Origin of the sequence: Leclercia sp. LSNIH1, from assembly GCF_002902985.1 — a bacterium.
Taxonomy (GTDB): Bacteria; Pseudomonadota; Gammaproteobacteria; order Enterobacterales; family Enterobacteriaceae; genus Enterobacter.
The window spans coordinates 278,396-303,417 of the sequence record NZ_CP026167.1 but is presented as its reverse complement, the minus strand read 5'-3'; the positions used below and the strand labels follow the sequence as shown (position 1 = coordinate 303,417).

At 57.7% G+C, this 25,022-nt stretch carries 24 protein-coding genes and 4 pseudogenes; 21 read left to right on the top strand and 7 right to left on the bottom strand.

The features are described from left to right. Positions 1 to 76 precede the first annotated feature (76 nt). Both lsrK and lsrR read right to left on the bottom strand, forming a co-directional pair. A complete protein-coding gene (gene lsrK, locus C2U54_RS01625; RefSeq protein ID WP_103177115.1) occupies positions 77 to 1,657 on the bottom strand; it encodes an autoinducer-2 kinase in 1,581 nt (526 codons plus the stop codon). Positions 1,658 to 1,689: 32 nt separating this feature from the next. Continuing rightward, positions 1,690 to 2,661 (bottom strand): transcriptional regulator LsrR, encoded by a 972-nt coding sequence (gene lsrR, locus C2U54_RS01620; RefSeq protein ID WP_103177114.1) that lies wholly within the window; start codon positions 2,659 to 2,661, stop codon positions 1,690 to 1,692. A gap of 214 nt (positions 2,662 to 2,875) precedes the next feature. Between lsrR and lsrA the strand changes: the two genes are divergently transcribed. From lsrA to lsrG, 6 genes are read left to right on the top strand one after another with little or no spacing between them, the layout of a single operon-like run. After that, a complete protein-coding gene (gene lsrA, locus C2U54_RS01615) occupies positions 2,876 to 4,363 on the top strand; it encodes an autoinducer 2 ABC transporter ATP-binding protein LsrA (protein ID WP_103177113.1) in 1,488 nt (495 codons plus the stop codon). Continuing rightward, positions 4,360 to 5,391 (top strand): autoinducer 2 ABC transporter permease LsrC, encoded by a 1,032-nt coding sequence (gene lsrC / locus C2U54_RS01610; RefSeq protein WP_103177112.1) that lies wholly within the window; start codon positions 4,360 to 4,362, stop codon positions 5,389 to 5,391. The genes lsrA and lsrC overlap by 4 nt, the downstream gene beginning before the upstream one ends. Then, the gene (gene lsrD / locus C2U54_RS01605; protein WP_103177111.1) at positions 5,392 to 6,369 is read left to right on the top strand and encodes an autoinducer 2 ABC transporter permease LsrD; all 978 of its coding nucleotides are present in this window, start codon (positions 5,392 to 5,394) and stop codon (positions 6,367 to 6,369) included. It begins immediately after the preceding gene. A gap of 1 nt (position 6,370) precedes the next feature. Next, positions 6,371 to 7,372: an autoinducer 2 ABC transporter substrate-binding protein LsrB gene (lsrB, locus tag C2U54_RS01600; RefSeq protein WP_103177110.1), complete on the top strand. Its 1,002-nt coding sequence runs from the start codon at positions 6,371 to 6,373 to the stop codon at positions 7,370 to 7,372. A gap of 11 nt (positions 7,373 to 7,383) precedes the next feature. Then, positions 7,384 to 8,271 (top strand): 3-hydroxy-5-phosphonooxypentane-2,4-dione thiolase, encoded by an 888-nt coding sequence (gene lsrF / locus C2U54_RS01595; RefSeq protein ID WP_103177109.1) that lies wholly within the window; start codon positions 7,384 to 7,386, stop codon positions 8,269 to 8,271. Beyond that, positions 8,268 to 8,561, top strand: a complete 294-nt coding sequence (gene lsrG, locus C2U54_RS01590) for a (4S)-4-hydroxy-5-phosphonooxypentane-2,3-dione isomerase (protein WP_103177108.1) — start codon at positions 8,268 to 8,270, stop codon at positions 8,559 to 8,561. Before lsrF ends, lsrG begins: the two co-directional genes overlap by 4 nt. A 191-nt stretch (positions 8,562 to 8,752) precedes the next feature. Here lsrG and C2U54_RS01585 read toward each other — a convergent pair whose 3' ends face one another. Then, complete coding sequence (locus C2U54_RS01585; RefSeq protein ID WP_103177107.1) at positions 8,753 to 9,442, bottom strand: B3/B4 domain-containing protein; 690 nt, start codon at positions 9,440 to 9,442, stop codon at positions 8,753 to 8,755. 63 nt (positions 9,443 to 9,505) lie between these two features. Here C2U54_RS01585 and C2U54_RS01580 point away from each other — a divergent pair, with 63 nt between their 5' ends. Further along, positions 9,506 to 10,087: a helix-turn-helix domain-containing protein gene (locus tag C2U54_RS01580; RefSeq protein WP_442786163.1), complete on the top strand. Its 582-nt coding sequence runs from the start codon at positions 9,506 to 9,508 to the stop codon at positions 10,085 to 10,087. 68 nt (positions 10,088 to 10,155) lie between these two features. On the opposite strand, the pseudogene ygjG reads toward C2U54_RS01580, so the two are convergent. Then, positions 10,156 to 11,535 (bottom strand): annotated as a pseudogene (gene ygjG, locus C2U54_RS01575) (putrescine aminotransferase). Between the two features lie 420 nt (positions 11,536 to 11,955). Between ygjG and C2U54_RS01570 the strand changes: the two are divergent. Together C2U54_RS01570 and C2U54_RS01565 are read left to right on the top strand one after the other, a co-directional pair. Beyond that, on the top strand, positions 11,956 to 13,476 hold the full coding sequence (locus C2U54_RS01570; RefSeq protein ID WP_103177105.1) for a methyl-accepting chemotaxis protein: 1,521 nt from the start codon (positions 11,956 to 11,958) through the stop codon (positions 13,474 to 13,476). 335 nt (positions 13,477 to 13,811) lie between these two features. After that, complete coding sequence (locus C2U54_RS01565; RefSeq protein ID WP_103177104.1) at positions 13,812 to 15,362, top strand: methyl-accepting chemotaxis protein; 1,551 nt, start codon at positions 13,812 to 13,814, stop codon at positions 15,360 to 15,362. Here the strand turns inward: C2U54_RS01565 and C2U54_RS01560 are convergent. Next, the gene (locus tag C2U54_RS01560; RefSeq protein WP_233210481.1) at positions 15,359 to 15,904 is read right to left on the bottom strand and encodes a PadR family transcriptional regulator; all 546 of its coding nucleotides are present in this window, start codon (positions 15,902 to 15,904) and stop codon (positions 15,359 to 15,361) included. The two genes, C2U54_RS01565 and C2U54_RS01560, sit on opposite strands and share 4 nt — an antisense overlap. 236 nt (positions 15,905 to 16,140) lie before the next feature. Between C2U54_RS01560 and C2U54_RS01555 the strand changes: the two genes are divergently transcribed. Next, on the top strand, positions 16,141 to 16,905 hold the full coding sequence (locus tag C2U54_RS01555) for a siderophore-interacting protein (protein WP_103177102.1): 765 nt from the start codon (positions 16,141 to 16,143) through the stop codon (positions 16,903 to 16,905). Here C2U54_RS01555 and C2U54_RS01550 read toward each other — a convergent pair whose 3' ends face one another. Next, the gene (locus tag C2U54_RS01550) at positions 16,906 to 18,075 is read right to left on the bottom strand and encodes a DNA repair protein (protein WP_103177101.1); all 1,170 of its coding nucleotides are present in this window, start codon (positions 18,073 to 18,075) and stop codon (positions 16,906 to 16,908) included. A 157-nt stretch (positions 18,076 to 18,232) separates the two neighbouring features. Here C2U54_RS01550 and C2U54_RS01545 point away from each other — a divergent pair. The 5 genes and pseudogenes from C2U54_RS01545 to C2U54_RS01525 form a co-directional block, all read left to right on the top strand. Beyond that, a pseudogene (locus C2U54_RS01545) lies at positions 18,233 to 18,511 on the top strand (VENN motif pre-toxin domain-containing protein); the annotation flags it as partial. Between the two features lie 42 nt (positions 18,512 to 18,553). Continuing rightward, positions 18,554 to 18,901 carry a hypothetical protein gene (locus tag C2U54_RS01540; RefSeq protein ID WP_103177100.1) on the top strand — a complete coding sequence of 116 codons (348 nt, stop codon included), beginning with the start codon at positions 18,554 to 18,556 and terminating at the stop codon, positions 18,899 to 18,901. A gap of 474 nt (positions 18,902 to 19,375) precedes the next feature. Next, positions 19,376 to 19,598: pseudogene (locus C2U54_RS28045) on the top strand (VENN motif pre-toxin domain-containing protein); the annotation flags it as partial. A gap of 279 nt (positions 19,599 to 19,877) precedes the next feature. After that, the gene (locus tag C2U54_RS01530; RefSeq protein WP_197431825.1) at positions 19,878 to 20,351 is read left to right on the top strand and encodes a ribonuclease domain-containing protein; all 474 of its coding nucleotides are present in this window, start codon (positions 19,878 to 19,880) and stop codon (positions 20,349 to 20,351) included. Next, positions 20,348 to 20,644: a barstar family protein gene (locus tag C2U54_RS01525; RefSeq protein WP_103177098.1), complete on the top strand. Its 297-nt coding sequence runs from the start codon at positions 20,348 to 20,350 to the stop codon at positions 20,642 to 20,644. The genes C2U54_RS01530 and C2U54_RS01525 overlap by 4 nt, the downstream gene beginning before the upstream one ends. 38 nt (positions 20,645 to 20,682) lie before the next feature. Here C2U54_RS01525 and C2U54_RS01520 read toward each other — a convergent pair whose 3' ends face one another. Beyond that, positions 20,683 to 20,820, bottom strand: coding sequence for a SymE family type I addiction module toxin (locus C2U54_RS01520; protein ID WP_103177097.1), 138 nt, complete (start codon positions 20,818 to 20,820; stop codon positions 20,683 to 20,685). A 63-nt stretch (positions 20,821 to 20,883) separates the two neighbouring features. Between C2U54_RS01520 and C2U54_RS01515 the strand changes: the two are divergent. The 6 genes and pseudogenes from C2U54_RS01515 to bcsQ all read left to right on the top strand — a co-directional run. Further along, positions 20,884 to 21,156 (top strand): annotated as a pseudogene (locus tag C2U54_RS01515) (hemagglutinin repeat-containing protein); the annotation flags it as partial. 314 nt (positions 21,157 to 21,470) lie between these two features. Further along, the gene (locus C2U54_RS01510; protein WP_103177095.1) at positions 21,471 to 22,148 is read left to right on the top strand and encodes a CsgG/HfaB family protein; all 678 of its coding nucleotides are present in this window, start codon (positions 21,471 to 21,473) and stop codon (positions 22,146 to 22,148) included. Positions 22,149 to 22,160: 12 nt separating this feature from the next. Next, complete coding sequence (locus C2U54_RS01505) at positions 22,161 to 22,505, top strand: DUF4810 domain-containing protein (RefSeq protein WP_103177094.1); 345 nt, start codon at positions 22,161 to 22,163, stop codon at positions 22,503 to 22,505. 11 nt (positions 22,506 to 22,516) lie between these two features. Next, entirely contained in the window at positions 22,517 to 23,179 is a 663-nt protein-coding gene (locus C2U54_RS01500; protein ID WP_103177093.1) for a DUF799 domain-containing protein, read from the top strand. A 460-nt stretch (positions 23,180 to 23,639) separates the two neighbouring features. Next, complete coding sequence (gene bcsO, locus C2U54_RS01495) at positions 23,640 to 24,212, top strand: cellulose biosynthesis protein BcsO (protein WP_103177092.1); 573 nt, start codon at positions 23,640 to 23,642, stop codon at positions 24,210 to 24,212. After that, entirely contained in the window at positions 24,203 to 25,009 is an 807-nt protein-coding gene (gene bcsQ / locus C2U54_RS01490; protein ID WP_103177091.1) for a cellulose biosynthesis protein BcsQ, read from the top strand. The genes bcsO and bcsQ overlap by 10 nt, the downstream gene beginning before the upstream one ends. Positions 25,010 to 25,022: the final 13 nt, after the last annotated feature.

The following is a 25,022-nucleotide window of genomic DNA, read 5'->3' as shown; positions in this document are numbered from 1 at the left end:
GAACTTCCCCGGTGGCGCTGCGCTTACCGGGGCTACAAAACCGTAGGCCGGATAAACGCAGCGCCATCCGGCGTTTTTACGGCGCCGTTGCGCGCACCAGCCCCGGTGCCTGCCACATCGACGTTGTCAGCCCGCTGTCCACCAGCCCGAGCTGGTCGGCATAGACCGCCTGCCACTTCTGCATCATGCCGTCGTACAACGCCCGGTGTGCCGGATTGGGGGTAAATTCCCGGCTCCATTTCACCAGCGACTCTCCCGTGGCAGCCATATCATCATACAGCCCGGCGCCGCTCCCGGCGGCGATGGCGCAGCCCAGCGCGGTGGCTTCTTTCACCTCCGGCACCCGCACCGGCAGGCCGGTAACGTCGCTTAAGATCTGGCTCCACAGTGCCCCTTTCGCGCCGCCGCCGGCAAACACCAGGCTGTCAAAGGTGACGCCGGAGAACTTCGAAATCTGCGCCAGGTTGCAGGCGGAGACAATTGCCGCGTTCTCCTCCAGGGCGCGGAACAGGGTAGCCTTATTGCATTTTTCCGGGTCGATGGAGAGGTTAATAAACGACGGCGCAGCGTGATACCACTGCTTAAAGTGCATGGCGTCGGAGAAGATCGGCATCACCCCGTGAGAGCCCGCCGGCACCCGGCTGGCCATCTCCTCCATCAGGGCGTAGGTGTCCATCCCCATGCGTTCGGCAATCAGCTTCTCTTCGGCGCAGAAGGCGTCGCGGAACCAGCGCATGGTCAGCCCGGTGAAGAAGCTGATCGACTCCGCCTGGGCCATACCCGGAATGACGTGCGGGTTCACGCGGATGTTCATCTGCGGATCGGTGCGCACCTGCGGCAGGTTGACCACCTGCTGCCAGAAGGTGCCGCCCAGCACCGCGGTTTGCCCGGCGCGGACCACCCCCAGGCCCAGACAGCCCAGCTGCACATCGCCGCCGCCCATCACCACCGGCGTGCCTTCCCGCAGGCCCGACTGCTGCGCCGCCTCCCGGGTGACGGCACCCAGCACGCTCCCCGTCTCTTTGACCGGCGAGAGGATATCGGCCCGCAGCCCGGCCATGTCCAGCAGCGCGGGCCGCCAGTCGCGGGAAAAGAGATCTAACATGCCGGTGGTGCCGGCGTTAGAGGGGTCAACGGCCAGCTCGCCGGAGAGTTTCGCCGCCAGCCAGTCGCTGATCATGGTGATGGTCGCCGCGTTGCGGTAGATATCCGGGCGATGGTGCGCCAGCCAGAGCAGGCGCGGCATGGCGCTCAGGGCCAGCGTCTGGCCGGAAACGTCATAGACTTCAGATTCAAAGCGGTAATCGTGGATCTCTTTGAGTTCAGCCACTTCGCGGCTGGCGCGGGCATCGACGTTGGCGCAGGCCCAGATGGCGTAGCCGTTGCGGTCATAGAGGACAATCCCCTCGCGCATTGAGCAGCAGGCGACGGACTGGATATCCGCCGCGCTCAGGTGCGCCCGCTCAAGCGCCTGGTGAATACACTGGCAGGCCAGCCGCCAGTTGGTGTCGAGGTCGAACTCCATCGAGCCGGGGACGTTCTCCACGCTCAGGTGTTTCCATTCGGCCTGGCCGACGGCTATCTGGTTGCCCTGGAGATCAAACACCACGGCGCGAACGCTGCCTGTCCCTGCATCTAACGCTAAAAGGTAACTCATGAGCTTGCCTCGTGTCAGGCGCAGGGCGACTCTTATCCGGCCAGAGCCAGCACCGCGCGGGCTGTCGTCTCTTCCGTCACCAGGCCATTGATACGGCGACCCTTCAGTGCGGCATAAATCGCATCGGCTTTCTCTTCTCCTCCGGCGACGCCAACGATGGTGGGCAACTGCGCCAGTTCATCGAGGGTGACGCCCAGTAACTCACGGTGGATCTCCAGATCCGATACCCGCTCTCCCTCGGCATTGAGGAAATAGCCCAGGATGTCCCCCACCGCCCCTTTGCGGGCAAACATCAGCTGTTCCCCTTCGCTGATATAGCCGGAGCGCAAGATGGTGGCATCCCGGCGCTGGTTTACGGCGCCAATGCCGACCACGGCGGCGTCGGCGGCGGTGGCGGCGAGGATCACATCCCGCACGCTGGTTTCCCGCTTCAGGATCCCGGCCACCTCTGCGGAGGAGACCCGCAGCGGGGCGGGGATCATGCTGACGCTGCAGGCGGCATCCAGCTGACCAATGCCGGTCATATAGGGCCCGACGCCGCCGGAGAGGGTCACCAGCCGCACCTGCTGGGAGCTGATAAAGCCGCTTAAGTGCTGAATGCAGCTCATGGTGGTTTCACCAAATCCCACCGCCAGCAGTTGCCCCGGCTCCAGCACGCCCATTAACGACTGCGCGGCGCCAATCCCTAAGCGCACGCTCATCGCCGGGGTATTCAGGGCGGGCAGCACGCGCACCAGCTTCAGGCCGAAACGCTGCTGAAGCGCGGTCTCCAGCGCCAGACACCCTTCGTAGCGGGAGTTGATCTGCACGCGGATCACCCCGGACTGTCGGCCCTTTTCCAGCAGCCGTGAAATCTTGAGCCGCGGTAAACCCAGCCGTTCGCCGATATCGTTCTGCGTCAGGCCGTCGTGGTAGTAGCACCACGCCACGCGCGCCACCAGTTCCTCTTCCGTCAGTGCCAGTCCGGCAAATCGTCCCTCTTCGGCAACGCGTTTCTCAGCCATATTTGAACTCTTATCAAAATTTAGATCATATGTTCGCTTTGCCGCAGCTTGAATCTGTGAGCCACACGGCAAAACGGATATTCCGGAATGTTTCAGCATTATCGGGATCATATCCATAAAACTGTGATCCCTGCACGGTTGTAAATATAGTTCACCGTCTACGCTTTTGAACATTATTAATTTCAAAAATCATTTGTTCAATAGCGGAGCGATAATGAGAGCACTGATTGAGGCGCGCGGGATCCAGAAGCAGTTCTCCGGCGTTCCAGTATTGAAAAACATTGATTTCACTCTGCTTGCCGGCCAGGTGCATGCCCTGATGGGGGGCAACGGCGCCGGGAAATCGACCCTGATGAAGATTGTCGCCGGGGTCGAAACGCCCGACCGCGGTGAACTTTCTATTGAGGGCCAGCCTTTTGCTCGCCTCAAACCGGGCCAGGCCCACCAGCTTGGGATCTACCTGGTTCCCCAGGAGCCGATGCTGTTTCCGAACCTCAGCGTGCGGGAAAACATTCTCTTCCGCCTGCCGCGCGGGCAGGCCACCGCCCAGCGTCTTGGGGATAAGCTGGAGCAGCTCCAGTGCCAGCTCAATTTAGACGCTGCCGCCAGCACCCTGGAGGTGGCGGATCAGCAGATGGTGGAGATCCTGCGCGGGCTGATGCGCGAGGCGAAGATCCTCATCCTTGATGAACCCACCGCCTCGCTGACACCGGGCGAAACGGAGCGCCTGTTCCGCCAGATCCGCGCGCTCCAGGGGACGGGGGTCGGGATTGTCTTTATCTCTCACAAGCTGCCCGAAATTCGTCAGCTCGCCAGCCATGTCTCGGTGATGCGCGACGGGGCGATCGTGTTGAGCGGCGAAACCGCGCAGTTTGACGATAACGCGCTCATTGCCGCCATGACCCCGGTCAGCCGCGACCCGCAGTTGAGCGACACGCAAAAGCTGTGGCTGGCGCTGCCGGGCAATCGCCGCACCCAGGCGCAGGATTTTCCGGTGCTGCGGGTGGAGACGCTCACCGGGGAGGGCTTTATCGATCTTAGCCTTGAGATCTACGCCGGGGAGATCGTCGGCCTGGCGGGATTAGTAGGCTCCGGGCGCACCGAGTTTGCCGAAACGCTCTACGGCCTGCGCCCGTCGCGGGGCGGGAGGATCTGGCTCGAAAACCAGCAGATCGACCGCGATCCGGTCAGCGCCCGGCTGGAGAAAGGGCTGGTCTATCTCCCGGAAGATCGGCAGGTCTCCGGCCTGTTTCTCGATGCGCCGGTACGCTGGAATACCGTGGCGCTGAACGAACCTTCGCTCTGGCAGCAGCGCAAACGCGAGGCGGCGGTGGTGGAGCGCTATCACCGGGCGCTGGGGATCAAACTCAACGGCCCGGATCAGACCGTGCGCACTCTGTCGGGCGGCAATCAGCAGAAGGTGCTGCTGGCCCGCTGCCTGGAGGCCAATCCGCTGCTGCTGATTGTTGATGAGCCGACCCGCGGCGTGGACGTCTCCGCCCGGGCCGATATCTATGGGCTTCTCAAAAGCGTGGCGGCGCAAAACGTGGCGGTGCTGATGATCTCCAGCGACATGGATGAGTTTCCCGGCCTGGCGGATCGGGTACTGGTGATGCACCAGGGGGTGCTCAGCGGGGAACTGCCGCGCCACGCCGTCAGCCTCGATCGCATGATGGCCCTGGCCTTCGGAGGGCAGGCATGAAAACACTCCTGAAAAACCGCGAGCTCAGCGCCCTGCTGGCGATCCTCGCCCTGTTTGTGGTGCTGGTGGCCCTGAATCCGGCCTATCTCAGTTTGCAGACTCTGGGGATGATCTTCGCCAGTTCGCAAATCCTGATCCTGCTGGCTCTCGGCGCCGGGCTGGTGATGCTGACCCGCAATATCGACGTGTCGGTCGGCTCGATTGTCGGGCTGTGCGCCATCGCCGTGGGGGTGGCGCTGAACAACGGCTACGGCCTGCCGGTGGCGATCCTCTTTGCGCTGGCGATCGGGGCGCTGGCGGGGGCCTTCAACGGCCTGCTGGTGGTGGGGCTGCGCATTCCGGCGATTGTCGCCACCCTCGGCACGCTGGGGCTGTGGCGCGGGGCGATGCTGCTCTGGACCGGCGGGAAGTGGATTGAAGGGCTGCCGGTGAGCCTGAAAGCGCTGTCGGAGCCGGTGGCGCTCGGGGTATCGCCCCTGGGGTTTGTGGTGCTGGTCATCGCCGCTCTCGGGGCCTGGATGCTGTCGCGCACCGCCTTTGGCCGCGATTTCTACGCCGTGGGGGATAACCTCGCCGCCGCTCGCCAGCTGGGGGTGGCAGTCAACCGCACCCGGATGGTGGCCTTCACCCTCAACGGTGTGCTGGCCGCCTGCGCCGGGATCGTCTTTGCCGCGCAGATCGGCTTTGTGCCGAACCAGACCGGCAGCGGGCTGGAGATGAAAGCCATCGCTGCCTGCGTGCTTGGGGGCATCTCCCTGCTCGGCGGTACCGGTACCTTAATCGGCGCCCTGCTGGGGGCCTTCTTCCTGACCCAGATCGACACCGTGCTGGTGCTGTTCCGCCTCCCGGCGTGGTGGAATGACTTTATCGCTGGCCTGGTGCTGCTGGGGGTGCTGGTACTCGACGGACGGCTGCGCCAGGCGCTGGCGCGTCATCAGCGGGCCCTGAAGTACAGCCGTTTCCAGCCGGGCAACAAAGGGGGGAAGCACGTCACCCCATTTCCCAAACGCAAAAAAGAGGTGGCGTAGATGAAGCTTAACTGGGAGTGGGCGCTGCTGCTGTTACTGGTGCTGGAGATCCTGCTGTTTGGCACCCTTAACCCGCGGATGCTCGACATCAACATGCTGCTGTTCAGTACCAGCGATTTTATCTGCATCGGCATTGTGGCGCTGCCGCTGACGCTGGTGATCATCAGCGGCGGGATCGACATCTCCCTCGGCTCGACCATTGGCCTGTGCGCCATCGCGCTGGGGGTGATGATGCAGTCCGGCGTGCCGATGGCGGCGGCGATCCCGCTCACCCTGCTGCTCGGGCTGCTGTGTGGTCTGTTCAACGCTTTGCTTATCCACTACACCGGCATCAGCCCGCTGGTGATCACCCTTGGCACACTCTACCTCTACGGCGGCGGGGCGCTGCTGCTCTCGGGCATGGCCGGGGCGACCGGTTACGAAGGCATTGGTGGTTTCCCGGAGAGCTTCACGGCCTTTGCCAATCTCACGGTTATCGGGCTGCCGATCCCGCTGGTGCTGTTCGCGATCATCACCTTTATCTTCTGGCTGATTACCCATCGCGGGCGCTTTGGCCGCCATCTGTTTCTGATTGGGCAGAATCCGCGCGCGGCGCGCTATGCGGCGCTGTCGGTTAACGGCATGTCCTACGCGCTCTATGGCCTGGTGGGGGTGGCTTCGGCGATTGCCGCGCTGGTGATGGTCTCCTATTTCGGCTCGGCGCGCTCTGATTTAGGGCGCGACCTGCTGATGCCCGCGCTCACCGCGGCGGTGCTGGGCGGGGCGAATATCTATGGTGGTTCAGGTTCGGTATTGGGTACTGCGCTGGCGGCATTGCTGGTGGGGTATCTGCAACAGGGGTTACAGATGGTCGGCATCCCCAACCAGGTGTCGAGCGCGCTGTCAGGGGCGCTGTTGGTTGTGGTGGTGATGGGACGTTCACTGAGTCTGCACCGTGAGTGGGTGCGATCTCTCTTCACAAAACTACCCGGAGCGTAAGATGAAAATAAAACTGATGGTGCTGGCCGTAGCATTAAGCGTTGCCTCGGCGCAGGCCGCCGACCGCATTGCGTTTATCCCGAAACTGGTGGGGGTCGGCTTCTTTACCAGCGGCGGCAACGGGGCGAAAGAGGCGGGTAAAGCGCTGGGCACGGACGTCACCTACGATGGCCCCACCGAGCCGAGCGTCTCGGGGCAGGTGCAGCTGATCAATAACTTCGTCAACCAGGGCTATAACGCCATTATCGTCTCCGCCGTGTCGCCGGACGGCCTCTGCCCGGCGCTGAAGCGCGCCATGCAGCGCGGAGTGAAAGTCCTGACCTGGGATTCCGACACCAAACCGGAGTGCCGCAGCATCTACATCAACCAGGGAACCCCGGAACAGCTCGGCGGCCTGCTGGTGGAAATGGCCTCGAAGCAGGTGACCAAACCGGACGCCAAAGTGGCCTTCTTCTACTCCAGTCCCACCGTCACCGACCAGAACCAGTGGGTGAACGCGGCGAAAGCCAAAATCGCCAAAGATCATCCTCAGTGGCAGATCGTCACCACCCAGTTTGGCTATAACGACGCCACCAAATCCTTGCAGACCGCCGAGGGGATCTTAAAAGCCTACCCGGATCTGGATGCGATCATCGCCCCGGATGCCAACGCCCTGCCGGCGGCAGCCCAGGCGGCGGAAAACCTGAAGCGGGAAGGGGTGGCGATAGTCGGCTTCAGCACGCCGAACGTTATGCGTCCGTATGTGGAGCGCGGCACGGTGAAAGCCTTCGGCCTGTGGGATGTGGTGCAGCAGGGCAAAATTGCGGTCAATGTCGCCGATCGTTTGTTGAAAAAAGGCGATCTTAACGTCGGCGACAGCGTGGAGATCAAAGATATCGGCGCCCTGAAGGTCGAGCCGAACAGCGTGCAGGGCTATCAGTATGAAGCGAAAGGCAACGGCATTGTGCTGCTGCCGGAGCGGGTGGTGTTTACCAAAGAGAACATCAACAACTACGACTTCTGACGGGAGAGAACATGGCTGATTTAGACGACATCAAAGAGGGCAAGAACTTTGGCATCGACCGGCCGCAGCAGAATGTGCCTTTTACCCTGAAGGGGTGTGGGGCGCTGGACTGGGGGATGCAGTCCCGCATGGCGCGCATTTTTAACCCCACCAGCAACCGCACGGTGATGCTGGCCTTCGATCATGGTTATTTCCAGGGGCCAACCACCGGGCTGGAGCGCATCGATCTCTCTATTGCGCCGCTGTTCGGCGAAACCGATGTGCTGATGTGTACCCGCGGCATTCTCAGAAGCACCGTGCCGCCCGCCACCAACAAGCCGGTGGTGCTGCGCGCCTCCGGGGGCAACTCGATGCTGGGTGAACTCTCCAATGAGTGTGTGGCGGTGGCGATGGAGGATGCGCTGCGCCTCAACGTCTGTGCGGTGGCGGCGCAGGTCTATATCGGCAGTGAGTATGAGCATCAGTCGATCAACAACATTATCAAGCTGGTGGATGCAGGCAACCGCTACGGTATGCCGACCCTGGCGGTGACCGGTGTGGGTAAGGAGATGGCCCGCGACGCGCGCTATTTCTCGCTGGCCAGCCGTATTGCCGCCGAGATGGGGGCGCAGTTCGTTAAAACCTATTTTGTGGAAGAGGGATTCGAGAAAGTGACCGCCAGTTGCCCGGTGCCGATTGTCATCGCCGGGGGTAAAAAGCTGCCGGAGCACGAGGCGCTGGAGATGTGCTTCCGCGCCATCGATCAGGGGGCGTCGGGTGTCGATATGGGACGCAATATCTTCCAGTCCAGCGCGCCGCTGGCGATGCTGAAGGCGGTGAAGAAGGTGGTGCACGAGAAGATGAGCGCCCGCGAGGCGTACCAGTTCTGGCAGGAGGAAAAACAAGGAGAAACACAATGAACGTGACCTTAGTGGAGATCAACATTAAGCCGGACAAGGTGGACGAGTTCCTGGAGGTATTTCGCGCCAACCATGAAGGGGCGATCCAGGAGCCGGGCAACCTGCGGTTTGACGTTTTGCAGGATCCGCGGGTGAAAACCCGGTTCTTTATCTACGAAGCTTACAAGGATGAGGAGGCAGTAGCGGCGCATAAACAGACCCCGCACTATCTGGCGTGTGTGGAAAAGCTTGAGGATCTCATGTCGGAGCCGCGTAAAAAACGTTGTTTTGTCGGGTTGATGCCGGCGTAAAAATCGCCCGGTGGCGCGTTGCTTACCGGGCCTATGGGCTTGTGCGGTCTGTTGCCCGGTGGCGCGTTGCTTACCGGGCCTACGGGGATGGTGCGGTTTGTTGCCCGGTGGCGCTGTGCTTACCGGGCCTACAATGGTTCAAATGGTGCGGGTTTTGTAGGCCGGGCAAGCGTAGCGCCGCCCGGCGTTTTTCAGACCAGCTCCAGCAGCTGAACCCGCGCTGTTGCCCCCGGCATCAGCCGTTGCAGGTTGCTGACCAGCTCATCCCCGGCCGCTTCCAGCGCCGCTAACGGCATGGCGGGCAGGCTTTCGAGAATAAACCACATGGTCTGCGCCTGGCTGTCCAGCCGGGTACGCACTCCCTGTCGCCAGTTCCAGCGTCGGCAGGTCACTCCCACGTCGTCGCGCCAGATAACCTCGCCCACCTCGGGATATTCCATGCCCGGCTGACCCTCTTTAACGGTATCAAACGGCTCGCTGCCGTCGGCCAGCGTCAGCCGCGGAGCCCCGGTATAGGCGGCAAGATTTTCCCCGCCCACCGGGATGGCGTAGCGGATACTGACCGCATTGTAGATATCCACCACCGGATCGAGCGGCGGCAGAGTGCCCTCTTTCAGCACCCGTTTGCGCAGAGCGCTGGCGGAGCAGGGGGTGCGTTTCGGTTTGGCGCCAAAGGCTTTAAACACCTCATCCCAGGCGGCGAGATGGGCTCCGGCCCAGGAAAAATCATCGTTTAACACCTGCTGGCAGGCCTGAGCTAATGCGGCGGAGGCCACTTCCGGGGCGGTAATGGGCGCGGCTTCAACCACGATGCTCAGCGCGCGGAACCCCGGCGCGATCCCGGCAAGACGCGGATCTATTGACGGCGTAAGGAGGGACATAAATAATCCTGTATCGACTGTTTTATACCATGGTAATGACCAGTGACTGATAAAGTCAATATAATGACCGAGCACGGTGCAGACGTGGCCCAGGTAAGCCTGGCGGTCGCGAACCGTATCCGCAACTGGCGGAAAGAGAAAAAACTGTCGCTGGACGAGCTGTCGCGCCGCGCCAGCGTCAGCAAAGGGATGCTGGTGGAGATCGAAAAAGGGGCCGCCAACCCCAGCATTGCGATCCTCTGCAAGCTGGCGGCGGCGCTGGGCGTCTCGGTGGCGGAGATCGTTAACGTCGCCAGCGAGCCGCAGGTGCATATTATCGAGGAAGCGGAGATCCCGGTGCTCTGGCAGGGGGAGAAGGGCGGTAGCGCCCGGCTGCTGGCGGGGACGGCTGGCCCGGATATGATTGAACTCTGGCGCTGGGAGATGCAGCCGGGGGAGTGCTTTACCTCACCGGGGCATCCGGCGGGCACCTTTGAACTGATCCACGTGGAAGCGGGAGTACTCACGTTGAAGGTGAAGGAGAGCGTGATGCAGGTGGTCGCTGGCGCGTCGGCGGTGGCAAAAACCGAAGCGGCGCACAGCTATGGGAACGAAGGGGCAAACGTGCTGCGGTTCACCATGACGGTGGCGGAGTTTCATCGGTAAAAAAACGCCCGGTGGCGCTGCGCTTACCGGGCCTACAAAAACCAAAGCCGTTGTAGGCCCGGCGGTTTTTACGCTTCAGTTACACTCACCTGCATGGCCGCCAGCGCCTTGCGGGCCGCTTTCAGCACCAGCTCACACTGCTCAATGGTCAGCGTCAGCGGCGGTTCAATGCGAATGGTCTTCGAGTTGTTGAGCGTGCCTGCCACCAGCACCCGCTGGCGGAACATCTCGCTGGCGAAGCTGTAGCCGGTTTCGTTATCGACAAACTCAATCGCCATCAGCATCCCTTTGCCGCGCGCCTCCTGGACCAGGCCCGGGTATTCACGCCCCAACTGACGGAAGCCATCCAGCAGCATGTCGCCTTTCTGCTCCGCCTGGGCGGGCAGGTTCTGCTCCAGCAGCACGTTGATGGTCGCCAGCGCCGCGGCACAGGCCAGCGGATTGCCGCCAAAGGTGGTGGTGTGCAGGAAAGGATTATCGAACAGCACCGAGAAGACCTCTTCGGTGGCGACGGTCGCGCCAATCGGCATCACGCCGCCGCCCAGCGCTTTCGCCAGGCACAGAATGTCCGGCTGCACGTTTTCATGCTCGCAGGCGAACATCTTGCCGGTGCGCCCCATGCCGGTCTGCACTTCATCCAGGATCAGCAGCGCGCCAAACTCATCGCAGAGCTTACGCACCGCGGGCAGGTAGCCCTGCGGAGGCAGGATCACGCCGCCTTCGCCCTGGATAGGCTCGAGGATCACCGCCGCCACCTCATCGCCGGTTTTATGGCATTCCGACAACATGGTGCGCATGGCGTTGATATCGCCGAACGGCACATGGCGGAAGCCCGGCAGCAACGGCATAAACGGCTTACGGAAGGTGGATTTCGCGGTGGCAGAGAGTGCCCCGAGCGACTTGCCGTGGAAGGCGCCGCTGGTGGCAATAAACGTGAATTTCCCGCGCGGCGACTGGTACGCTTTGGCGAGTTTGATCGCCGCTTCGACCGATTCCGTGCCGCTGTTACAGAAGAAGCTGTATTTCAGTTTCCCCGGCGTCAGTGCCGCCAGCGTTTTTGCCAGCATCGCCCGTAAGGGGTCAAGCAGTTCCTGGCTATGAAGGGGTTGTTTTGCAAGCTGATTTTATACGGCGGAAACCACTACTGGATTACGGTGCCCCACGTTGAAAATACCAAATCCACCCAGGCAATCTATAAACTCCTGTCCCTGAGTGTCGACAAGCGTATTCAAACTTCCCGCCTGCCACTCTACGGCTCCGTAATCCCCGCCTGCCGTTACCGATTTCCTGTATTCGAGAAAACCTGGATTGACATGCTCTTTGAAGTAATCAATCACCTCGCGGTTAAGTTGTTTCATCTCCTCATGATCAAGCGTTCGCTTCTCAATGAGATTCAAGGCGTGCGCGGTACAGGCAAGGGCCGACGCGCTGGAAGGTAACCTGTTCAAGATGTGCTCCCGGGGATGGCGTATCACATGATACTGGATTAAGTATTGCAGGCTTTACGCCACATCCAGGGCCTTAACAAAAATCGGGATAAACACCAGGTTAAAATAATGTTACACAATATTTAATCATGCAAAAGCGCAGCCTGGCCGCTGCGGCAGGGAATTTTCAGAAACAGAGATGCCCGCTAGCAGTGCATTTGCTCTGTATTAGGGCGGTGAGAGAGCAGATACGGATCCTCCTTCAGGAGTAGTTTCGTATCGAAATCATTAGAAATCAATAGATTAAGAAAGCGTACAAAAAATGCGGTTTAGTGGCGTTTTGCGATCTCAGGCATGTTTAACAACTAAAGATATGTTCGTTACCGCCGTAAAATATTTACGCCACAAAAATAACATTCAAGTAACCTGCAAGGGATGCCTATGTCGCCTCAACCGTTTGTCACGCAGTGTGAATACCCGCTGCAAGATGACACCACCCTGATGTCCACCACCGATCTGCACAGCTACATTACGCAGGCCAACGACACGTTTGTGCAGGTAAGCGGATATACGCTTGCCGAACTGTCAGGACAGCCGCACAACCAGGTCCGCCACCCGGATATGCCAAAAGCGGCCTTTGCCGATATGTGGTACACCCTGCAACAGGGCGAACCCTGGAGCGGAATTGTGAAAAACCGCCGCAAAAATGGCGATCACTACTGGGTGCGCGCGAATGCGGTGCCGATGGTGCGCAACGGCCAGACCACCGGGTATATGTCCATCCGCGTGAAGGCCACGCCGGAAGAGATCGCCGCTGTCGAGCCGCTCTATAAGGCGCTGAACGAAGGGCGCAGCAAAAAGCGCGTGCATAAAGGGCTGGTGGTTGCCAGAGGCTGGACCGGCAAACTCCCGTCGATGCCGCTGCGCTGGCGGGTCCGCGGCGTGATGACCGCGTTATTTGCCGTGCTGGCGGCCACCCTGTTTGCCACCGGTGCGGGATGGGCAGCGCTGGGCGCCAGCGCGCTGGTCATGCTGCTGGGTACGCTCCTGTTTGAGCAGCAGATCGTGCATCCGATCGAGAACGTGGCGCGTCAGGCGCTGAAGGTGGCGACGGGCGAGCGCAACAGCGTTGAGCATCTCAACCGCAGCGACGAGCTGGGGCTGACCCTGCGTGCGGTCGGTCAGCTCGGGCTGATGTGCCGCTGGCTGATCAATGATGTCTCCAGCCAGGTCGTCAACGTGCGTGACGGCAGCGAGCAGCTGGCGAGGGGCAACGACGACCTCAACGATCGCACCCACCAGACCGTCTCGAACGTAAAGCAGACCGTGGAGACCATGAACCAGCTGGCAATGACCGTACAGAACAACACCAGAACCGCCGTTGACGCCGATAAGCTCTCCATCGCCGCCAGCGACGCCGCCACCGAAGGCGGACACGCGATGCAAACCGTGGTCAAAACCATGGACGAGATTGCCGACAGCACCCAGCGTATCGGCTCTATCACTAAGCTGATCAATGACATTGCCTTCCAGACCAATATTCTGGCGCTGAATGCGGCGGTAGAAGCGGCCAGGGCAGGGGAGCAGGGCAAAGGCTTTGCGGTGGTAGCCGGAGAGGTGCGTCATCTTGCCAGCCGCAGCGCCACCGCCGCCAACGACATCCGCAAGCTGATCGACGCCAGCGCCAGTAAAGTGCTGTCGGGCTCGGAGCAGGTCAATGCCGCCGGGCGCACGATGGACGATATTGTTGAGAAAGTGCAGAACGTCACCCGGCTTATCGCGGAGATCAGCCATTCGACCTCCGAGCAGGCGTCCGGGCTGTCGGAGCTGACCCGCGCGGTAGCGGAACTGGATTCGATTACCCAGAAAAACGCCGCGCTGGTGGAAACCAGCGCCCAGGTGTCGGCGATGGTGAAACACCGGGCTAAACGCCTTGAGGATGCGGTCACCGTCCTTCACTGAGTCAGTAATGTTCTAAAAAAGCCGTTTACGCTTCACAGCGTAAGCGGTTTTTTTATGGCGAATTGTCATTATTTTTATCATTTATTGTTACTTAAATATTAAATAATTAAAAAAGTCGCCAAGGTTAATTCTCTCTGCCTGCGTCTGTTTTCCCTGAGGCGTTGTCAAAAAAACGGTTCCGGTGGTTGTATAACGATCGATGAGTTAAAATTAATAGTCTGCGCCTATCCATTGCGGTGATTATGAAATAAAAAAGCGATCAAAGTCATAAAGTTAGCGGTAGAGTTACCGATAACGCTGATCGTCTGAGAAATAATCACATCGATGGAGTAAATATGTTCTTACACGACGTTAAAATCGGCACGAAATTATTTCTGGCGTTTGGATTCTTTATTGTCCTGATGGGGATAAGTGCGAGTTTATCTCTGTTGAGCCTGAACCGGGCAAATAACGGGATGCAATCCATCATCACCAGCGATTATCCCACGACCGTAAAAGCCAACCAGTTAATCGAAAATTTTCAGGAATTTATTAGCACCCAACAGCTGATGCTGCTGGACGATCAGGGCACTTACACGGCGCAGTCAGAGCAGCATCTGAAGGCGATCAGCGAGCGTATCACCCTGATCCTCGGGGAGCTGGACAAGGCCCTCCAGGATAAGCAATCCCAGCAGGTGCTGGCCGATATCCGCGGCGTTCGCCAGCAGTATCTTGACTCCCGCTATCGCATTTTGCAGGCGGTGCAGAACAACGATCGGGCGGGGGCGATTCAGGAGATGATGACCAACACCCTCAGCCTGCAGCAGGCTTATAAGGCGAAGGTGCAGGCGCTGATTGCGATCCAGAACACCCAGATGCAGCGCGCAGGTGAAGAGGTGGAGGGCGATTTTAAAAGCAACCGCCTGGTGCTGATCCTCATCACGCTCTTCAGCGTGGTGGCGGGCAGCCTGATGGGCTGGTTTATCGTGCGCTCCATTACCCGTCCGCTGGGCGAGGCGGTGGGCTTTGCCCAGTCCATTGCCGAGGGCGATCTCACCCGCAACATTGCCTCGCACGGGAAAGATGAAACCGGCCAGTTGCTCACGGCGCTGATGGAAATGAAAGCCCGTCTGCTGGAGATTGTGCAGCAGGTGCAGACCGGTTCGGAGAGCATCTCCAGCGCCGCGGCGCAGATTGTGGCGGGCAACCAGGATCTGGCGGCGCGTACCGAAGAGCAGGCCAGCTCCGTTGAACAAACGGCGGCGTCGATGGAGCAGATCACCGCGACGGTGAAAAATACCGCCTCACATACCGGCGAGGCGACGAACCTCTCTGCGGACGCTGCCCGGGTGGTGAAACACAACGGCGAGATGATGCAGCAGGTCACCAGCAAAATGCGCCTGATTAACGAGACCTCCAACCGGATGTCCGACATCATCAATCTGATCGACTCCATCGCCTTCCAGACCAATATCCTGGCGCTGAACGCAGCGGTAGAAGCGGCGCGCGCGGGCGAGCATGGCCGCGGCTTTGCGGTGGTGGCCGGTGAAGTTCGCCAGCTGGCGCAGAAAAGCGCCACCTCGGCCAGCGAAATTCGTCAGCTGATTGAAAGCTCAACCAGCCAGACCCAGGACGGGATGGCGCTGGTGGAAAAAGCCAGCGGGCTGATTAATGGCATGGTGGGTAACGTGGAGGAGATGGATGTCATCCTGCGTGAGATCCGCCAGGCAAGCCATGAGCAGACGGAAGGCATCTCGCAGATCAACAGCGCCATTGGCCTGATTGACTCCACCACCCAACAGAACTCCGCCCTGGTGGAGGAGTCCGTTGCGGCGGCATCATCCCTTAACGAGCAGGCGATGAACCTGAAAGCGCTGGTGAAAGTGTTCCGCGTCGCCGCCGCTTAATCGAGCTGGGAGATCTCCAGCGCCGCGCGGTCGATCACGCCGATAATCTGTTTGATCTGCGCGTCGCTGGTCTCTCCCTGATTCACCTTCAGATCCAGCACCGCTTTAAAGTTATCCAGCGCCCGCTTCATCTGCGGGTTTTTGCGCAGCTCAAAGCCCACGCAACGCGCTTTGACGCGCGCCTGAATGTGCTCCAGATGGTCTATGTTTTCCTCCAGCCACTGCTGTCCGGCAACGGTGATCTCAATCTTTTTACGCCCGTTCTCCTCCTCGGTGAGGGTGATGAACTGCTGATCCTGCAGGAAATCGAGCGTTGGATAGATCACGCCCGGGCTGGGGGTGTAGTTGCCCTGGGTCAGGGTCTCGATCGCCTTAATCAGCTCGTAACCGTGGCTGGCGTTGCGGGTCAGGATATCGAGGATCACCAGCCGTAATTCGCCGTGACCAAAGAAGCGCTGGCGGCGGCCGCCGCCGTGATGATGATCGCCGCCGCGTCCGCGGTGAGGGTGATCGCGGTGGTCATGGTCGTGAGAGTGTCGCATCGTCTTTCTCCGTATTTTTGATATATCTAATTTATATCTAAATCTTAAAAACAAGCAACGTCGTCGCACGTAATTCATTTAAGTTACTAATATTTAAGCTTTTTAATGTGTGTGGTTGGCTTTGGGATTGCGAAATCTTTCTATATCAAAAAAATCTTGCAATTCTGCTTATTAGCAATCATTATCATTTAACTTTCATTTCCGATATATCGATTTCACTTTCACGAAGGCACATTATGACCACTACCCGCTACCCTCAACGTGTCCGCAACGACCTGCGCTTTCGCGAGCTGACTGTGCTCCGCGTGAAGCGCGTCAGTACCGGTTTTCAGCGCATCGTACTGGGCGGCGAAGCGCTGGAGGGCTTCAGCTCCCGCGGCTTCGACGACCACTGCAAACTCTTTTTCCCGGAACAGGGCACGACCTTTGTTCCTCCGGTCGTGACAGACGAGGGCGTGGAGTGGGGTGAGGGCGTCCGTCCGCAGGCGCGGGATTACACCCCGCTGTATGATGCGGCCCGTCACGAGCTGGTGCTCGATTTCTTTATCCACGACGGCGGCGTGGCAAGCCAGTGGGCGGTAGAGGCAACGCCGGGAGATACCCTCTCTATCGGCGGCCCGCGCGGTTCGCTGGTGGTGCCGGAAGATTACGCCTGGCAGCTGTACGTCTGTGATGAGTCGGGCATGCCCGCCCTGCGCCGTCGTCTGGAGACCCTGCGCGCGCTGCCGGTGCGCCCGGAAGTGCACGCCGTGGTGACCGTGAGCGATGCCGCCTGTCAGGACTATCTGGCGCACTTAAGCGAGTTCAACATCACCTGGGTGGTGGGGCATAACGAGCAGGCGGTGGCGGAGCGTCTGGCGGCGCTCAGCGTGCCGGCAGACGATTACTTCATCTGGCTGACGGGTGAAGGGAAGGTGGTGAAAAACCTGAGCCGCCTGTTTGAAACCGAAGCCATCGATCAGAAGCTGGTGCGTGCCAGCGCGTACTGGCACGCCAAATAGTCAGGCCACGTCGTCGAGCTGCGCTTCGCTGACCTGATGTTCCAGCGAGGCGCGTACCTCGTGCAGGGCTTTCTCCTGCTGGGCGAAGTAGGCTTCCATATTGCTCAGCGAGGAGACCAGCAGCCAGGACTCCTCTTTTTCCAGCTCCGCCAGCTCGCTCACCAGGGTGTCGATCTGTTCGCGAACCTGGGCCATTTTTTTGCGGATACGCGTCAGATCGTTCAGCCGGTCGCTGGCCATCAGCGGCTCCAGCCCCTGATGCAGGCGGGCCACCAGGGAGCGGATCGCCTTCACGTCGCCGCGCTGCTTCGCCTGGTTCAGCTGCACCATCATGGCGTTCGCCTCTTCTTTCAGCTCGTCCGCCACCAGATCCGGGTGACAGAGCTTGCTCGCCTGGCGCCAGAGCCGTTTTAACTCGTTCTGATCCTCTTCGGAGAGGTCTTTGCCTTTGCGCAGCCGGATCTCCGCCTCATGCTGCTGCTCGCGGTATTTTTCGTACTCATCGTTGGCCTCGTCCCGCGCCTGGCGAGCGGGCTCCTCTTCCCGGGTCAACCCGGTTTCCAGCTCCTGGGCTTCGGCCAGCAGGTTGGCGATCAGGTTGCTTTGCTGATGCAGTTGCTTGCGCGCCGCGGCGGCCTGCACCGAGTCGGCGGGCTGATCCCGCCAGTGCCGGGTCAGGGTCGTCAGCACCTCCACCGCCTGGGCGACATACTGCTGGCAGCGGCGGTAATCCGCTTCCCGGCGGCGCGCCTCTGCCTGCTGGCGACGCAGATTCAGCTCCGCCAGGGTTTTGCGCAGGGCGAGGATCTGGCTCATCAGTGGGCCGAGACGGGTGAGGTAGAGGTCGTTAAATTCGTCCAGCTGCTGGACGCGGGCGTTACGGCGATCGATAAGATCGCGCAGGCGCTCTTCCAGCGCTTTCAGCTCCAGCTTGCTGGCGGCCAGCTGCGGATCCCGCCATGGGGTAACGGCACGCTGGCTCTGGAGCCATGCGGTAATGGCCGCCATCGCCCCGGTGTAGTTTTTCTGCTCAAGCGCCACGACGATCGCCCGCAGCTCCTCGTCAAAAGCTTCGCTTTTTAACCGTGCCAGCTGACTCTCGATGATGTCGTCATCTTCCAGTTCGATAGCATTTTTAATGATTTCCAGCCGTTTGATCGGTGTGCTCATGATGCTTTTCGCTTTTGCGCTTAAGTATTTGAGTTAAGGATAGTTGTCAGGAAAACAACAGGGAATAATACACATGTCTGATGAATGGCGCGACGGGGGAATGCGTTAATCTTACCGTATCGGTCACGGTTCCGACCTGAGCGATGAAGCGAAGGTGGTGGCCCATGCCATTCTGGGCGGTGCCGTGGCGGCAATCCAGGGTAACAGTGCAGCGGCAGGTGCCGCGGGTGCGGCCACGGGCGAGCTGGCGGCGAAAGCCATCGCGGGTGTGCTCTATCCTGACGTAAAAGACCCGTCGAAGCTGAGTGAGGAGCAGAAGCAGACGGTCAGCGCCCTGGCGACGATTTCGGCGGGAATGGCCGGCGGGCTGGCGGGGGACAGCACGTCCTCAGCGGCAGCCGGGGCGGGGGCCGGGAAGAATGCGGTTGAGAATAACTAGCTGAGTAAGGATAAGCCCGGTATCTTCGATATAAATCCGATGTTGAAAATTGGAATTGAAGGTGCAGATGGCGATCCGCTGAAAGGTGGTGGTGGTGTAGCAAAAAGCAACAGTAGCACTATGCTGGGTCAGTATGGTGTTCAAACGGCCAGCAAGACTATATGGAAAGGAACGGGCAAAGAACGTATCGATGTCGAAAATCCTAATCCAGGCCAAAGGCCAGGAAAATTGCACTATCAAGATAATAAGGGTAATAAATATATCTATGATCCTAAAACTTATTCTTTCCCGGACGCGCCAAAATCAGTGAATAATTTATTGAAAGACACATCTTTTGAAAAGGCTATAGATAAAGGAATGATTCAATATTTGGGAGAGAAAAAATGATATATAATTCGCTGATGTTAGAGGCATTGCGTAATGCTTGTTGGAGTGACTTAGTATTGCCAAAAGAACTCTGTTTATGGGTTGAGAAAGGTTTTGTAAAGCAAGCAGACTGTTTTTTTCTTGCAGCTCTTTTTACAGTCTATCCAAATGATAACTATTTTTGATAAGACTGGTGTTGAGTGTTTTGTTAACTCTTTTCATATAGATGATTATGTTTCTGAACGATACTTAGACTATGCTTGTTTGTTTTGTAATACCATTTTGAATAAATGGTCCCTTGAATGAAACGATAAAAAACTGAATATGATAGTGTCGATGGATGAATTTGGTGCGGTGGTTAAATTTCATGTAATACGGCAAGGTGAGACTTGGTTAAGTAATAACCTTGAGAAGTATGAAGAAGCAATTTTTGCAACGACTGATGTCATAAGTTAATAATCTCCTAAGATGCGCAAACGCGGCTCCCGCTACCACGGACGCGGCTGCGGGGAGCTTGCGGCGAAAGCGGTAGCGGGGTGGAGGGTTTTATCCTGACGTGACCGACCTGTCGAAGCTGAGCGAGGAGCAGAAGCAGACGGTCAGCGCCCTGGCGACGATTTCAGCGGGAATGGCCGGAGGGCTTGCCGGGGACAGCACGGCGTCTGCGGCAGCGGGGGCGGGAGCAGGGAAGAATGCTGCTGAGAATAACCTGCTGAGCGGAACGGAAGACGGTCATACTGTATTCGTGCAGGAACGCGCTAAAAATGTCATGTCCTGCACAACGGATCCAGGTTCCGAAAGTTGCAAAAAGGGCCTGGCGATGCAGAATGCGCTGATGGTGGCGTTGCCAGCCGGTCTGGGTGGTGGAGTACTGGCGGCTGCGACACCTGAGATAGTCGCGGCAGCACAGGCCGCTATCCAGGCCTATACCGGAAATGTGGTGCTGTGTCTGAATAATGCCGGTATCTAATTATCGGAAGCTATTGTACCGGGTGGCGTGGGTGCTGCCGGTGCGATAGGGATAGGGAAAACGACTGCAGAAGCCATTGCGGCGAAAGCTGAATCTGTGGCGGCTAATGCAGCCCACAACGCGGCAAACTATGCTGGGTTGAAGATGGATCTGAAAACAACTGAAGCAGCAAACGAACTTGTGGATAGTTTACGTAACACAGGGCAGTTGCCTCAGAACTATGTAAATAAAGCAGAGGCCATGGCTAATGGGTGGAAACCAGGGAAAGCATTAAATAATACAACTCCAAATGGACAGATAGGAGGGGATGTATTTGAGAACTCGACCAATTTACTTCCTTCTGCACCAGGACGTGTATGGCACGAAGCCGATGTCGGCTTGAGCAACACAATGTCACGCAGCAACCAAGCAGGTACAAGGCTTTTATATTCCGATGATGGTCTTCTCTACATCACCACAGATCATTATAGAACGGCGACTTCAATAGGTACGTGGAAATGACTGACAACGAAATTATATTGGATGGACAAAATATACATACGGAATCTGACTTTCACAGTCTTCTCGCTCAACTATTAGATTTTGGCCCATACTACGGGAAAAATCTGGATGCGTTATGGGATAGGTTAAGTACGGATGTGGAAAGACCTGTCAAAATAATATGGCTACATTCGGAACTATCGAGTCAACGTCTTGGTGTATGTTTTGACAAAATCATTCAAATCTTTGAGCGAACTAAGCAGCAGGATATTAAATTTTCTTGGGATGATAAATTTGATTATGTTCTGAAATAACGAAATTTCCGGCCTCAGCGCCGGGATCTTTTTACCTGTCAGCCCTTAACCGGTTCGATCATCAGTCTTCCCTGCTCAACGCTGATTATGACCGGCGTGTCGGTGCTGAATCCCGCTTCTGCCAGCCAGTTACCGTTCAGTCGCAGGCAGGGGCTGAATGAATACCAGATGGACATGCAGATACAGGCTTTTTAACAGCTTTGGTAAAAATGGAACGCGGGGCATAAAACCGCGTATCGGGCGTGGGGGTCAGCATCGGTGGCGGCACCAGCGGCTACGGTATCGGCGTCTTTGCCAATGTGAATGCGGCGAAGGGCCATGAGAAGGGTAACGGTACTGCCTGGACGGAAACTACCCTCGACAGCGGCGGCACGGTCTCGATGACCAGCGGGCGCGATGCCATCCTCGACGGCGTGCACGTGAGCGGTAACACCATCGTGGCCGATATCGGACGCGACCTCCTGATGCGTAGCCAGCAGGACAGCAACGATTATAAATCCAGGCAGAACAGCGCGACGCGGACAGCACAACCTGATGATAGTCAGCACCTATAAAAAAAATCGGCACAGCATCTTTATTGTTAAATGAAAAAAAGCAAACCCCAAAATAATCTGAAAATGTTACCAACATAAGGTAATTAAATTGCCACCTGTCATAATAGATGCCCCAATAAAAATATGCGTCAGGAGAATAACAGGAAGTAATCAATTTGGTATTCATGAAAAAACCAGTGACTCATGGTTTGATTTATAGAAAATGATTGTCAGTGAGAGGCGCTAATAATTTTTTTAATTAGCCTGTTTTATTATAAGGAAATTTGAATAGCATGATAACAAAAGGACTAATCAGTTCGCTCTGCCTGAGCGCGTTACTGCTGACAGGATGTGCAACGGAATCCTCCCGTTCCGTCGAAGTCGCGAAAGTCGCCACCTATAACACCGCCTGGCAGGGCCAGCGCAGCCCAATCTCCGTTGGGAAATTTGATAACCGCTCCAGCTATATGAATGGAATATTCTCCGAAGGTGTCGACCATCTGGGGAACCAGTCCAGGACCATTTTGATTACTCACCTGCAGCAAACAGGCCGTTTCAACGTGCTGGATCGCGCGAACATGGAAGAGATTAAAACCGAGTCCGGCATCAGTGGTCAGCGCCAGCAGTTGAAAGGGGCAACTTATGTCATTACTGGTGACGTGACGGAGTTTGGCCGTAAGGAGACCGGCGACAGGGCGCTGTTTGGCATTCTGGGGCGCGGGAAATCACAGGTGGCTTATGCAAAAGTGGCCCTGAATGTGATCAATGTCCGCACCTCTGAAGTGATCTACTCTTCGCAGGGAGCAGGTGAATACGCGCTCTCTAATCGTGAAGTGCTCGGCTTTGGCGGCACCGCCAGTTACGACGCTACGCTCAACGGCAAAGTGCTGGATCTCGCCATTCGCGAAGCGGTTAATAATCTGGTTGCCGGGACGGAGAACGGTGGCTGGAACCCGTCAAATACACATTAAAAGGAATTGATGATGGCAACTATAAATAAGCTCGTTACTGGCGCAGCACTACTGCTCCTGGCAGGTTGTGCAACCAATACGCCGCAAAAGATCTATGCGTGGGGGGATTATCAGACCTCGGTCTATGACTACTTCACCGGTAAAACCAGCCCGCAGGAGCAAATTGCTTCCCTGCAGAAGCTGATCGACGCGTCACGGGCAAGCAGCAAGCCTGTTCCACCCGGCGTGCATGCCCAACTGGGAATGCTCTACAGCAATACGGGTAACAGAGAGCTGGCGATGGCCGAATTTAATGCCGAAAAAACGCAGTATCCGGAATCGGCTTCGTATATTCATTTCCTGACCACGAAAAAATAAAGGGACGTAACATGAAAGGAATCTCAGCCCTCCTTACCCTGGCACTGACGCTGATCGTTACGGGTTGCTCCACTAATAAGACGCCGCCCGCTGATTATTCTGCCTTTCGGGAAAGCAAACCACGCAGCATCCTGGTGTTGCCGCCAAAAAATACCTCTCCGGACGTGAACGCCAGTCACGGCTTTCTGAGCAGCGTCACTCTGCCGCTTGCCGAGTCCGGTTACTACGTGTTCCCGGTTGCGGTGGTGGAAGAGACGTTTAAACAAAACGGCGTGACCAATCCGGACGATATCAGCGCGATCCCGCTGAAAAAACTGCACGAGATCTTTGGCGCTGATGCGGTGATGTACATCACCCTCACCGATTACGGCACCTCATACCAGGTGATTAGCAGCGAGACGCGCGTGAGCGCAGCGGCGCGGTTAGTGGATTTACGCACCGGGAAAGAGCTGTGGAAAGGCATTGCCACGGCTTCAAGCAATGAGGGTCAGAGTAATTCTGGCGGTGGCTTGTTGGGTATGTTGATCAGCGCGGCGGTGACCCAGATTGCGCATTCGGCAACCGATAAAGCGTATGATGTCGCTCAGGTGACCAGCGCCCGTCTGTTCAGCGCAGGGCCTGGCGGCTTGTTGTACGGGCCTCGTTCGCCAAAATACGGACAAACAGCCCTGTAATCTCCTTCAGTCCCGGCCCCTGCGCCGGGATTATTTATCTGCAACTTTCCCATTACCCGCCAGGCTGCCGTGCACCCGCCATACTCACCCCTTTATCCTGTTTTTCATAAACCCTGCTTATAGTTTCATGTCGATATTAAGCTTTGCGTGCTATATTTTTGCTGGATTAATCTTTCGCCTGGGTGACATGGAGCGATATTTTATCTGTATGTTAGGGGTTGCTGCTGGCAGAAAGTGGAGAAATTACGCGATCTGTCGATAAGCTTGTACATAGTATTAGCTCTACGTAATATGCATTAGAATATTTACTAAGCAAATATGACTACCCGTAAAGGGAATGCTTTATGGCGGTTGTTAATCACTGATCCCCTTTACACGTTCGTATTCCCACAAAAAGGTTGTCCCTGGCAAAGTCATGCAGGAAACAAATAATACTGACTTGTAAATCACGAGTAATGCCATGAAAAATTATGATGATTTGCAGCGTTTCAAGGATAAAACGCGCACCGGTGACATCAACTTCAAGGACTTGTCTGCGCAAAACAAGCAGGCTTCCAGTAGCGGCTGGGCGATCATCAACCAGCTGGCAGGTGTGAATAATGACGCGGCGCTGGCGAAAGCGGGCAGCGTCGCCGTACCGGTTCCCCAGGCAGTGCAACCCGGTGAGCTGGATGCTGCCTTTGCCAGTCTGACGAAGGCGCCTGCCGTTTCCTCGCCGTCGATCATGCAAAGCATGAATGTTGACCGCACCGAAAAAGAGGCGCCGATGCAGCCTGCGCCCTCGCTGTTCGAACAGCTTAAACCTGAGGTGGCAAGCCAGCCGCCGGTGAAAGAGGCCCCTGCGCCGCAACCTGAGTTTCGTGCTACGCCTGCGCCGGTAGTGCCCATTGCGCACGCTACCCCTGCGCCTAAACCTGCAGAGCCGGTGCGCTTTGAGCAGCTGTTCGCCACCAAAGCGTCTGAACGTGCCAGCCATCCGGTGAAAGATCTTCCGTTACAACCGCTCCTGGAGAGAATCGCTTCATGCCGTTAGTGTGTATTTGCTCGCCAAAAGGCGGAGTCGGGAAAACTACGGTCACGGCCAACCTCGCTTATGCTCTGGCACGTTCCGGCAGTAAAGTTCTGGCCATTGACTTCGACGTACAGAACGCGCTGCGTCTGCATTTTGGCGTGCCGTTGTCTGACGGACGCGGCTACGTTGCCCGCGCCAATGAATCCGCCGACTGGAGCCAGTCGGTACTGACGGCAGGCAACAATATGTTTGTCCTGCCCTACGGTGAAGTGACGGAAGAGCAGCGCCTGATCTTTGAACATAACCTCACCAGCGACAGCAATTTCCTGGCGCGTGGGTTAAGTTCTCTGCTGAACTATCCGGGGCTGGTTATTCTGGCCGACTTCCCGCCAGGGCCGAACCCGGCGCTGAAGGCGATCTCCCCGCTGGCCGATCTGCACCTGGTGACCCTGCTGGCCGACACCGCATCGCTGTCACTGCTGCCACACATTGAAAACCACCGGCTGACCGGCGGCGAACCGCCGAACAACAAGGCCGGATACTATTTCCTGGTGAACCAGAGTGACAACCGGCGCCATATCAGCCGTGACGTCACCGCCTTCTTACAGCAACGCCTCGGCGATCGCCTGCTTGGTGTGATCAACCGGGATGAAAGCGTGCCTGAGGCCAATGCCTCACAGCAATCGATACTGGATTTCAGCGCCACCTCGGCGGCGGCGTTCGATATCGAGCTGGTGAGTAAGCGTATCGCGGGCATTTTGGGTATCCAGGTGGGGGACGGCGCCGTACACGCCAACCTGAGAACCTCCAGTTTCTGACGACAATTTCCAG

Excerpts from the sequence above, each read along its gene's own strand:
- lsrK (WP_103177115.1), bottom strand. The coding sequence starts at position 1,657 with ATGAGTTACCTTTTAGCGTTAGATGCAGGGACAGGCAGCGTTCGCGCC.
- lsrR (WP_103177114.1), bottom strand. The coding sequence starts at position 2,661 with ATGGCTGAGAAACGCGTTGCCGAAGAGGGACGATTTGCCGGACTGGCA.
- lsrA (WP_103177113.1), top strand. The coding sequence starts at position 2,876 with ATGAGAGCACTGATTGAGGCGCGCGGGATCCAGAAGCAGTTCTCCGGC.
- lsrC (WP_103177112.1), top strand. The coding sequence starts at position 4,360 with ATGAAAACACTCCTGAAAAACCGCGAGCTCAGCGCCCTGCTGGCGATC.
- lsrD (WP_103177111.1), top strand. The coding sequence starts at position 5,392 with ATGAAGCTTAACTGGGAGTGGGCGCTGCTGCTGTTACTGGTGCTGGAG.
- lsrB (WP_103177110.1), top strand. The coding sequence starts at position 6,371 with ATGAAAATAAAACTGATGGTGCTGGCCGTAGCATTAAGCGTTGCCTCG.
- lsrF (WP_103177109.1), top strand. The coding sequence starts at position 7,384 with ATGGCTGATTTAGACGACATCAAAGAGGGCAAGAACTTTGGCATCGAC.
- lsrG (WP_103177108.1), top strand. The coding sequence starts at position 8,268 with ATGAACGTGACCTTAGTGGAGATCAACATTAAGCCGGACAAGGTGGAC.
- C2U54_RS01585 (WP_103177107.1), bottom strand. The coding sequence starts at position 9,442 with ATGTCCCTCCTTACGCCGTCAATAGATCCGCGTCTTGCCGGGATCGCG.
- C2U54_RS01580 (WP_442786163.1), top strand. The coding sequence starts at position 9,506 with ATGACCGAGCACGGTGCAGACGTGGCCCAGGTAAGCCTGGCGGTCGCG.
- C2U54_RS01570 (WP_103177105.1), top strand. The coding sequence starts at position 11,956 with ATGTCGCCTCAACCGTTTGTCACGCAGTGTGAATACCCGCTGCAAGAT.
- C2U54_RS01565 (WP_103177104.1), top strand. The coding sequence starts at position 13,812 with ATGTTCTTACACGACGTTAAAATCGGCACGAAATTATTTCTGGCGTTT.
- C2U54_RS01560 (WP_233210481.1), bottom strand. The coding sequence starts at position 15,904 with ATGCGACACTCTCACGACCATGACCACCGCGATCACCCTCACCGCGGA.
- C2U54_RS01555 (WP_103177102.1), top strand. The coding sequence starts at position 16,141 with ATGACCACTACCCGCTACCCTCAACGTGTCCGCAACGACCTGCGCTTT.
- C2U54_RS01550 (WP_103177101.1), bottom strand. The coding sequence starts at position 18,075 with ATGAGCACACCGATCAAACGGCTGGAAATCATTAAAAATGCTATCGAA.
- C2U54_RS01540 (WP_103177100.1), top strand. The coding sequence starts at position 18,554 with ATGTTGAAAATTGGAATTGAAGGTGCAGATGGCGATCCGCTGAAAGGT.
- C2U54_RS01525 (WP_103177098.1), top strand. The coding sequence starts at position 20,348 with ATGACTGACAACGAAATTATATTGGATGGACAAAATATACATACGGAA.
- C2U54_RS01520 (WP_103177097.1), bottom strand. The coding sequence starts at position 20,820 with ATGTCCATCTGGTATTCATTCAGCCCCTGCCTGCGACTGAACGGTAAC.
- C2U54_RS01510 (WP_103177095.1), top strand. The coding sequence starts at position 21,471 with ATGATAACAAAAGGACTAATCAGTTCGCTCTGCCTGAGCGCGTTACTG.
- C2U54_RS01505 (WP_103177094.1), top strand. The coding sequence starts at position 22,161 with ATGGCAACTATAAATAAGCTCGTTACTGGCGCAGCACTACTGCTCCTG.
- C2U54_RS01500 (WP_103177093.1), top strand. The coding sequence starts at position 22,517 with ATGAAAGGAATCTCAGCCCTCCTTACCCTGGCACTGACGCTGATCGTT.
- bcsO (WP_103177092.1), top strand. The coding sequence starts at position 23,640 with ATGAAAAATTATGATGATTTGCAGCGTTTCAAGGATAAAACGCGCACC.
- bcsQ (WP_103177091.1), top strand. The coding sequence starts at position 24,203 with ATGCCGTTAGTGTGTATTTGCTCGCCAAAAGGCGGAGTCGGGAAAACT.